At 43.2% G+C, this 9,634-nt stretch carries 7 protein-coding genes; all 7 read right to left on the reverse strand.

Annotated features, from left to right (window positions below):
* Positions 1 to 439 precede the first annotated feature (439 nt).
* Positions 440 to 1,786 carry a phosphoglucosamine mutase gene (glmM, locus tag BQ7486_RS00030; protein WP_074008511.1) on the reverse strand — a complete coding sequence of 449 codons (1,347 nt, stop codon included), beginning with the start codon at positions 1,784 to 1,786 and terminating at the stop codon, positions 440 to 442.
* Position 1,787: 1 nt separating this feature from the next.
* Entirely contained in the window at positions 1,788 to 2,795 is a 1,008-nt protein-coding gene (locus BQ7486_RS00035; RefSeq protein WP_074008512.1) for an alcohol dehydrogenase catalytic domain-containing protein, read from the reverse strand.
* A 10-nt stretch (positions 2,796 to 2,805) separates the two neighbouring features.
* The gene (locus BQ7486_RS00040) at positions 2,806 to 3,504 is read right to left on the reverse strand and encodes an IspD/TarI family cytidylyltransferase (RefSeq protein WP_074008513.1); all 699 of its coding nucleotides are present in this window, start codon (positions 3,502 to 3,504) and stop codon (positions 2,806 to 2,808) included.
* Positions 3,504 to 4,568 carry a CDP-glycerol glycerophosphotransferase family protein gene (locus tag BQ7486_RS00045; RefSeq protein ID WP_084765498.1) on the reverse strand — a complete coding sequence of 355 codons (1,065 nt, stop codon included), beginning with the start codon at positions 4,566 to 4,568 and terminating at the stop codon, positions 3,504 to 3,506. The genes BQ7486_RS00040 and BQ7486_RS00045 overlap by 1 nt, the downstream gene beginning before the upstream one ends.
* Positions 4,569 to 4,579: 11 nt before the next feature.
* On the reverse strand, positions 4,580 to 6,412 hold the full coding sequence (glmS, locus tag BQ7486_RS00050) for a glutamine--fructose-6-phosphate transaminase (isomerizing) (RefSeq protein WP_074008515.1): 1,833 nt from the start codon (positions 6,410 to 6,412) through the stop codon (positions 4,580 to 4,582).
* Positions 6,413 to 6,506: 94 nt separating this feature from the next.
* Positions 6,507 to 9,077 carry a bifunctional glycosyltransferase/CDP-glycerol:glycerophosphate glycerophosphotransferase gene (locus BQ7486_RS00055; protein WP_074008516.1) on the reverse strand — a complete coding sequence of 857 codons (2,571 nt, stop codon included), beginning with the start codon at positions 9,075 to 9,077 and terminating at the stop codon, positions 6,507 to 6,509.
* A gap of 339 nt (positions 9,078 to 9,416) precedes the next feature.
* A partial coding sequence (locus BQ7486_RS11520; protein ID WP_143182966.1) for a transposase occupies positions 9,417 to 9,634 on the reverse strand: 218 nt, incomplete at its 5' end.

Raw genomic sequence — 9,634 nt, forward strand, 5'->3', positions numbered from 1 at the left:
TGCTGGAGGCTCGCAGACGCCATCCGGAGCGCTGGATCACCGGGAGAGTGCTGAACTGTACGCCGATCAAAGAGGTGTGGCTTAACCCCGAAAATGGGCAGTTGGAGGAAAAGCATGCCAAGGCAGCTTGAACAAACGCCCCGCAGCTGCTGCAACAAGGCGTTTGGCGGTTTTCCGCGGGCCTCAGGCTCTGACTCCTCCTGCCTGAGGAGGCTCATTCTACCGGCCTGCCGACCTCTCCGCGCGAACGGTGCTGCGCAGCTGCATCAAAGGTTTTCTACGGGCCAAAAAACTCTGGGTGAATCCGCCGAAGGCGGAGAGGGCAAAGCCCTCACTGAGCTCAGACTACAACCTACTTTTTAAGAACAAAATCGGCGAAAGCTCACTTGACATTCACCGCCACCTGCCTCAAGCCTTAATAATGACGAAACCAGTGTCATTAATCGGCAGACACTGAAAGACTGTCCGCCATTTGATGAGCAAGTCTAGAAGCTATTTCGGCGTCCTCTGCTTCGACCATGATTCGAAGCAGAGGTTCCGTACCGGACGGTCGAATCAAGACACGCCCGCAGCCTTCAACCTCACTGCGGCACAGCTCAACAGTCCGAGAGAATTCGCGGTCATTCTGCCAGTCATAGCCCGCAGAGAGTCGCTTGTTAACCAGCACCTGAGGCATTAATTTGAGATCGGCAGTCAATTCAGCGAGGGTCTGGCCATTTCGTCGCATCGCAGCGAGAACCTGTAGAGCACTGACAATGCCATCTCCTGTCGTCTGACGATCAAGGGCAATAATGTGGCCGGAAGACTCGCCTCCATAAAGCCAGCCTTTACGCTTGAGTTCTTCAAGAACGTAACGATCTCCCACCTTTGCACGAACAAATCCAACACCCAACTCACCAAAGCGTCTTTCAAGCTCATAATTAGTCATCAGGGTTCCGACACATCCTTCCACCGGGCCAGCCAACATGCGGTCTCGAACGATAACGTAGAGAAGTTCATCGCCATTGTAGACATGGCCATGTGCATCTGCCATGACGAGGCGATCAGCATCGCCGTCAAGGCTCACGGCAACATCGCAACCGTTCTCAGCACAAAGGCGTGAGAGGTTCTCGGTATGGGTTGCACCTACGCCAGCGTTGATATTGTGTCCGTTAGGAGTATTCCCTACTGCAACCACTTTTGCACCGAGCTCGTGAAAGACATCGGGAGCAATGTGATACGCTGCACCATTGGCACAATCGACCAATATGCGAAGGCCCTTAAGGTCAGTACTGAAGTCGATCGTCGACTTACAGAACTCAATGTAGCGACCTGCAGCATCATTTAAACGAAGAGCCTTCCCTAACTCGGAAGAGGGTACACAAGCATATCCGGCATCAAGTTCATCTTCAATTTCAAGTTCTACAGAATCAGGAAACTTCGTCCCCTCAGCAGAGAAGAACTTAATGCCGTTATCATCGTAAGGATTATGGCTAGCCGAGATGACAACGCCGGCATCCAAACGAAGTGCTTGGGTCAGATATGCGACAGCCGGTGTCGGGATGGGACCACAAAGGACAACGTCAACCCCAGCGCTCGAAAAGCCTGCCTGAAGGGCAGCTTCGAGCATGTAGCCTGAAACGCGGGTATCTTTACCGATCAATACAGTCGCGTGTCCCGATGAACCTTGCCGTCGAAGAACGCGACCAGCAGCTTGACCAAGGCGCAAAACAAAGTCAGGGGTGATGGGAGCCTTGCCAACTCGACCACGCACACCATCTGTGCCGAAATAATTTCGATTATTCATTTTAAGGTAAGAAATTAATGGTGGTCTTGAATTTCGAGACCTTTGCCTCCTCAAAAGCATTTCTAAGATCTATAGATGTATGAACATCACAGCGTTTTGTGTCAAGTACTTTGACAAGACATCTATTTTTATCTGACTTAAGGAAGTTATTTGCAAGAATAAAATCCTCACGTATAGATCTAGTAGTCCCTCTAAGAGTGAGTCCCTTTTCCAAGATCTTTCGAGTATTAATCGCCGGCGAGACCTCGCTTACACCAGTTAACAACAAGGTAGCGTTAGGGATAGAATGATCAATCATATCATTGATAGCTATCTGAGCCCCATTTCCTCCGACGCATTCAACAAGAACATCATATTTTCTATTTGATCGAGAGAAAATAGTTTCTACTTCGTTAGCAAAAGCAAATTTCTCCAATCTATCTTCATGTTTCCCTATAACAGACACATGTTTTTCTGGATATAGGGATTTGATAAGCAATGACATCAAATAACCTAGACTACCATCTCCCCAAACGCCAACACACTTCGCGGTGGAAACCTCATCCTTTATCTGTCGCAAAGCTTGAAAACATACACTCAATAATTCGCTAAATACAAAAGGTTCACTGTCAAATTGATTAGATAAAAGAACAATTTCTTCTGGTTGTAACGAAATAAGTTCCTGACAAAAACCGTCAGCATTACTCGATCGAAAAAAAGCTTTGTCTTGATAATTTGTACCTTGTTTTGCTCCACAACCACACGGTAATAGGATAGCTGAATCACCAACCTTTATTCCAGAATCCACTGGCGCCTTCACAATTGTGCCAATTGCTTCATGGATCAAAATCATCGGCAGTTTCTTTGCTAGAACACTTGCTGGCCTCAAGCCAAGATAGTATCTAAGATCGGCAGCGCATATCGATAAAAGTCTTGGTCTAACTAAAACCTCATCATCATGATGATTTAACTCTCTGAAATCATCGGCAAATACATTCGGTCTTAACAACGGAAAGGATTTAACAATCATACCAGGACACTTACTTAGCTTGGATTAATATAGAATTCGCGATATTTAAGTCGAACAATGTTGTAATTTTCATATTAGAAACATCACCAGTAACAAGACCAACAGTTACATCATGATCAGAAAGTATTCGCGCTGCGTCAGTAACTTTAGCCAAATAATCTGGAGACAACTTCTCATAGATTTCGATAAATTTATTAATAAAGAATGTTTGTGGTGTCTGCCCAAGATACATCTCCTCTCGCACCGGAACCTCCGATATTGTATCCTTATCCATGGATCTCACAATGGTATCTGGAGATGCCACAACGGTATCTGCAGCGCCATACAAACGGCAAATTTTGATATTCTCTTTAATCATTCGAGTTGTAACAAACGGTCGTGCAACATCATGAGACACAACAATGTCAGCATCAGCAATTGCAAAGTTTTGACACAACCACATTAAACCCTTGTAGAGGGATTCCTGTCGACTGTTACCGCCCACACAAATAGAAAGATTAGAGAAGTTATGTTTGCTTATGATTTCCTGCGATTGTGCATACCAATTCTCTGGCACAACCACAACAGTGTGCGCAATTTCTTCGTTAACAACAAACTTTTGAACAGCATGTTCTAACAAAGTTTTGCTCCCGACTTTTAGAAATTGCTTTGGGACCGGCAATCCTAGACGCGTACCCATTCCCCCAGCTAATAATACAGCATAAACCATTATCGTTCTCCTATAATATTTTTAATATGTCTTAATAATCTAGCTCCAGAATTGCCATCACAGCAATCCATAAACCTTTCTTTGATATCCTTTGTATTACTTTCGCAATTATTAATTATCTTAAACGAAAGATCTTTTAGGTTAGTGGATGAATATCCGGGAAATTCAACTAGCGGATCAAAGTATGTACCTCTTTCAACAGAATAAGCTTTACCATCAGGTATGTACCAGAATATTCTACCATCAAATAGCGAATAATCAAAAAACACTGATGAATAATCAGTAATAAGAACAATAGCTTCGCTCAAGCAATCTAATAATGGTCGGTCTGACCAATCGTAACAATTTTCCAGTTGAAGATTGTCGCGAACAGACGGATGCAACCGAACTGCCATTAGATAGCCAAAAGGTTTTAAATATGTATTGAGAATCTCGACAGCAAGCTCCACCCCTGCAACATATCTACTATTATCGCGATTAGTTCTAAATGTTGGCGCATAAAGAATAATCTTCGAAGATGCACTCTTATGAGTTTTGGCTGTGTAGTACTCATCTGTTCTTATCAAGCCCAAAGGCAAAACTCGATTCCTGGGTAACATGAAAGCCCTAGAGTAGACATCAACTAGTTTCATCGAACTAGTTATAACCCATTTTGTATTCCCGTGTATTCTTTTTATCCTTTTTAAATCGCTAACGGAACCGTCAGATGCATCATAACCAAATTTCTTATAAGCACCGCCTGCATGCCAGATTTGTATCACCTCGGTTGTATTTATCAACACCAAATTAGATGTTAATTCCGTAGCTTGATCGATACACAAAACTTTCGCTCTGCTCAATCTACGTACATTAGCTAATGTCAGGGTTGATTCAATGACCTTATGTTTGGTACCGTTTTCCTGCAAGACCTTACAAAGCGATGGAAGATTTTTGAATTTTTCAGAACTAGGCGAATAAACAATAATCAGTTCATCTTGTGTGTTGACTCTGCAATCTAGACTATAGATACACTGAAAAAACATCCGCTTGACAGTTTTAAAAATCCTGGCCAAAAGCGAAAGCATGGACCATCCTCTTATTCAACAGTCACACTTTTTGCAAGGTTTCTTGGTTTATCGACATCAGTCCTACAGAAGAGCGCTGTGTGATAAGCCAGTAACTGTAACGGCACCACATGGAGAATAGGCGAGAGACGTCCGTAATTCTCCGGCATACGAATAACGTGCATGCCATCGCTAGACTCAATGATGGAATCACCATCGGCACATACGTAGAGCTCGCCGCCACGGGCACGAACTTCCTGCATATTGCTCTTGAGCTTTTCCAACAGCCGGTCATTGGGAGCAACCGTAACAACTGGCATCTCCCGATCGACCAGAGCAAGCGGCCCATGCTTGAGTTCTCCAGCCGGATAAGCCTCAGCATGAATGTAGCTGATCTCCTTGAGCTTTAGAGCTCCTTCGAGCGCAATTGGATAATGAACGCCTCGACCAAGGAAGAGGGCATGTTGCTTGATTGCGAAACTTTCTGCCCAGGCAATAAGCAAAGGCTCAAGCGCAAGTACAGCACTCATAGCAGCCGGCAAATGGCGAAGACGCTTGAGTTCTTCCTCTTCAGTCGTTCCATCAAGACGTCCATTCAGCTTGGCTAGCGTGAATGCGAGTAAGTACAGAGCAGTCAACTGCGTCGTAAAAGCCTTTGTAGAAGCCACACCAATCTCAACACCCGCCCTCGTGATATATGCCAAACGGCTTTCGTTCACCATGGCCGATGTTGCTACATTGCAAATCGTGAGCGTCTGCGTCATGCCGAGATCATCGCGAGCATGACGCAGAGCCGCAAGCGTATCTGCTGTCTCACCGGACTGAGAAATCGTCACCACAAGCGTCTGAGTATCTGGTACGGAAACGCGATAACGATATTCGCTTGCAATTTCCACATCGCACGGAATTCCAGCAACTTCCTCAATCCAATACTTGGCCGTAAGCGCTGCATAGTAGGATGTGCCACAAGCCAGGAATAATAATCGCTTCGTATTTCTGAAGATGCCTTCAGCATCCGTACCAAAAAGCGTAGGAGAGAAAGCCGCCACACCTTCAAGCGTGTCGCTCACTGCACGAGGCTGTTCGAAGATCTCCTTCTGCATGAAATGACGATACGGTCCAAGTTCAACGGCACCGGCATAGGCATGCACAACCTGAACCTCTCGCTTTGCCGGAATGTAATCCCCGCCCTCAGTCCGCTCATAGACCTTCCAGGAATTCGGTCGAACATCAACAACATCGCCTTCATGAAGGTGGACAATGCGTTCAGTCATGCCGCCTACAGCCATAGCATCGGATGCGACAAAGTTTTCACCATCTCCAAGACCGATGACCATGGGCGACCCTTGGCGAGCTGCAATAACACGATTAGGCTCATCGGTGGCAATGACCGCAATTGCATAGCTACCTCGAATATGCTTGGTAGCAGACATGACAGCTTGAAGCAGATCCCCATCATCGTTGTCGTTAATCAGATGAGCAATAACTTCCGTATCAGTCTGGCTCGTAAATTCATAGCCCTTCGCCAGAAGATCACGGCGAATATCTTCAAAATTTTCGATAATGCCGTTATGCACCAACGCAATATGACCACGCGAGACATGCGGATGAGCATTGCACACCTCAGGTGCCCCATGGGTAGCCCATCTTGTATGTGCAATCCCAGTCGTGCCAGTTACACCGTCTTGACAGGCGAGCTCAGATAGCTCACGAACACGAGACACTGTTCGACTTCTCTTCAGAACGCCATTTTCGAGAGTAGCAATCCCGCATGAGTCATAACCTCGGTACTCAAGACGGCACAACCCCTCAAGGAGAAAAGGCACAACTTCGCGAAAACTTGTCGCAGCAACAATACCACACATATTTATCTTGCTACCTTAATAGAATAAATATCATTGATAATTAGAGCCAACATAATGCATTACATTTTTATGAAAGCCTGACTTACACCGTAATTTATTCCAAATTAACATTGCCATAAACTTTTCTGTAAAACTCATCAATGGGCGAAGTAAAGTCAAGAAACAAACCCTCATACTTCTTATTATACTCGATCACATACTGAGAGGCATTATCACGTACCGACAACAAGTTTTTCAGAAGATCTTCAGCATTCTCGGACAAGGGACCAAAACCATCATCCATAGGAGTCAAAATCTCGCAATAGAAATTCAGCCCATTATCAAACTGCTTACGATCGGGGCAGAAATAGATAATAGGTATACCAGCATATACCGCATCGTAAACAATCGAAGAATAATCAGTTACAATCAAATCATAATCAGAAATATTGCATTTTGCCTTGACAGTAAAGCCGCAACTCTTAAACAAATCGGAAACAGTATTCAAAATTGGGTGCGGCTGCACATCAATAACAATGTCAATGTCCGAAGTGCCAGCAAGCTCACCAAGTTTTTTAATTTCCTTATATAGATCACTCGCTTTAAATTTATTAACATTAGTCACCCACCTATTATTTTGTTGCTTATCAGCGAGATAGCTCCGCCACGAAGGCAAATACAATACTTTTCGTATTCGCGTAGTTACAGCAAGATTGCGTCTCGGTTGCGTATATCGACTGGCACCGGTTTCTATTAACTGGTCATCTCTAAACCCCAACTCTCTATAATACCGTTCTTCTATTGTTGTAGAAATAACAACCTTGTCTATATTCAGGAATTCTGATGCATAGTGCAACCCTTTTGCATGCAAGACCCCGTGTTGCAAATATATTATCTCTGGTGCACACCATTCAGAATAATAGTTCTTATATCTATCAGCACCGATAGGTTGATAAAAAGAGGAATCCACAAAGGAAGTAACAATTCGAGTGGCCGAAAGATAATAAATCTGATGTTTCAGAGTCTTATTTTTAAGCAACTTCGATTCGGGTATTCGATACTGTTTGCGCAAAATTTCTTTGTCTGACTCTTTAAAATACACATAATACCTATCAATACCATCATGACTATCTACATCATGAATAAATTGGTATAGCGCATTATCAAATACACCTTCGCGATCGTTGTAAATACTAATATTAGAAAACTTTCGGAGGCATGCCGATATTGAAATCAGCGACATTCCTAATATATTGTCTTTATTGATAGACCGGACAAAGCTCAATAGAGATAATTTCTCGAACCGAAACTCTCCATCACTCCTATCAAAAAATAAAAGACAGTCGCCAATTCTGATATTTAAATCTTTATATCCACCATAGTCTTTAAAGGCAAACTTATTTATTCTGTAGGCTCGATTTTTGATAGTAACGAAAAAACTAAGTCTTGAATATTCGAGATCAACCAATAATTCGAAGCCAAGGAAATCATTAGTCCTAGTTTTAGACCTGTGATGAGAGTAATAAGTCTTCCGTTTGACGCACTCAATAGTTCGATTTCCTTGAAGAGCATAAATCTTAACCTCATCTCGATTTATGTAATCGGTTATATAGGTTTTATAAAATCCTACAAACCTCACTCTATCTCCTTCGCGCCTTATTCTAGAAATGTAGATTTCATTTTGTTTGACATGCTCTCGATAACCAGCAACTTCGAACATTATCTTTTGCCCTAAGAAATACACCTTCGGCGTAACTCCAGAAAGTCGCAAAAAGAAATGTTTATGAAATTTGTCAAGATTAGGGTGATTTAGAATAATTTCAGGATTAATATGCTGCAATATACCCCTTATTTTTTGAACCTGAACGTTCTGTAACTTTTTAGACTCTGAAAACAGAACGTTACTGCGCAACTTCCAACCTAAATCATTTACAATGACAGCTTGAACATATTCACAAATGGTCCCTACTCGCCTAATCGACTCATCAATGATTTTTTCGTATACTGATATGGATTGATCAAAGCTATAATAAGGATTTAATTTTGTATTTGTGGCTGACGTTTCGTTTGTATTATCATAGAGATACACAGCTTCCTGGCAAAAACCAAACCGTCCTTCGATCAGAGCATTTCGCGTTGCGAATTCTTCATCCTCATGCATATAAAGATTAACATCGAAAAGCTCATTTTCTGTCCCTCTATTCCTTATGCAAAAATTGACTGTCGTTAAAGCACCATAACAGAATTTATTAGCATCGTAAACGCCACTCTTTTTAAGATATTCATTACGCCAATGCCTCCTACCATTGCTGGTATATTCTATGTTATAAACCGCAATATGAACAGGATTTTCAGTTAAAAACGTCTCAAGATCCGCCAAACTATTTGGAGAAAGCTTGTCATCAGAATCCAAGAATAATATATATTCTCCCGTTGCCTCTTTCAATCCTGCATTTCGAGCAGAGGAAACCCCTCCATTATTCTTGTTAATAATATTAATATCAAGTGCAGTCTCTTTGTTCTTTACTTCGTTAACGATATCCATCGTTCGATCAATAGATCCATCATTAACAACAATTAACTCTACCTTCTTCAGGTCATACGAATAATTTCGTATATCGTCTATACAGGCACGAATGGTTTTTTCTGCATTATAAGCAGGGATTATTATCGAAAATTTCTTCATTTTCATTACCTGACATCAATCACTAGTCACACTCTGAGCTGTCACAATATTCGGGTGTGTGTAGATTTTTGTGTCTAGCGCGGGTTTACGGTTGAGCTTGTTGGCTCGCTAACAGGGGTATTTAACCCCAGGTACTTCGGGGCTGTCAAGCCCCAATTTTTCTATCAGTGGTAATGCGATGATTCAGGGTACGACGGCGGCATGGGAGGGCTGCATAGCCGCCCCCATGGGGGCGGCTATGCAGCGGCGCGCCGCTACCGGAAAAATCGCAGTTTCGTCTCCTTAAGTTGTAACCCTGCAACTGCTATGCTGAAACACTGTTTCAGTACTACGCGGCAATTAAGCCTGCTCAGCAGCAAATCGCTCACCGTACATGGCTGCAAACACCGGCACGGCTTCACTCCAAGCACGAACAGGCAGCTTCCATTTTTCCATAATGCGCTGAAGTGCCAAGTAAATCAGCTTCTTGGCGGATTCTTCATGCGGAAACATGGTTCGAGTTTTGATTACCTTCCGAACGCCACGGTTGAGAGCCTCAATACTGTTGGTCGTATACA

The organism is Duodenibacillus massiliensis (genome assembly GCF_900128485.1).
GTDB lineage: Bacteria > Pseudomonadota > Gammaproteobacteria > Burkholderiales > Burkholderiaceae_F > Duodenibacillus > Duodenibacillus massiliensis.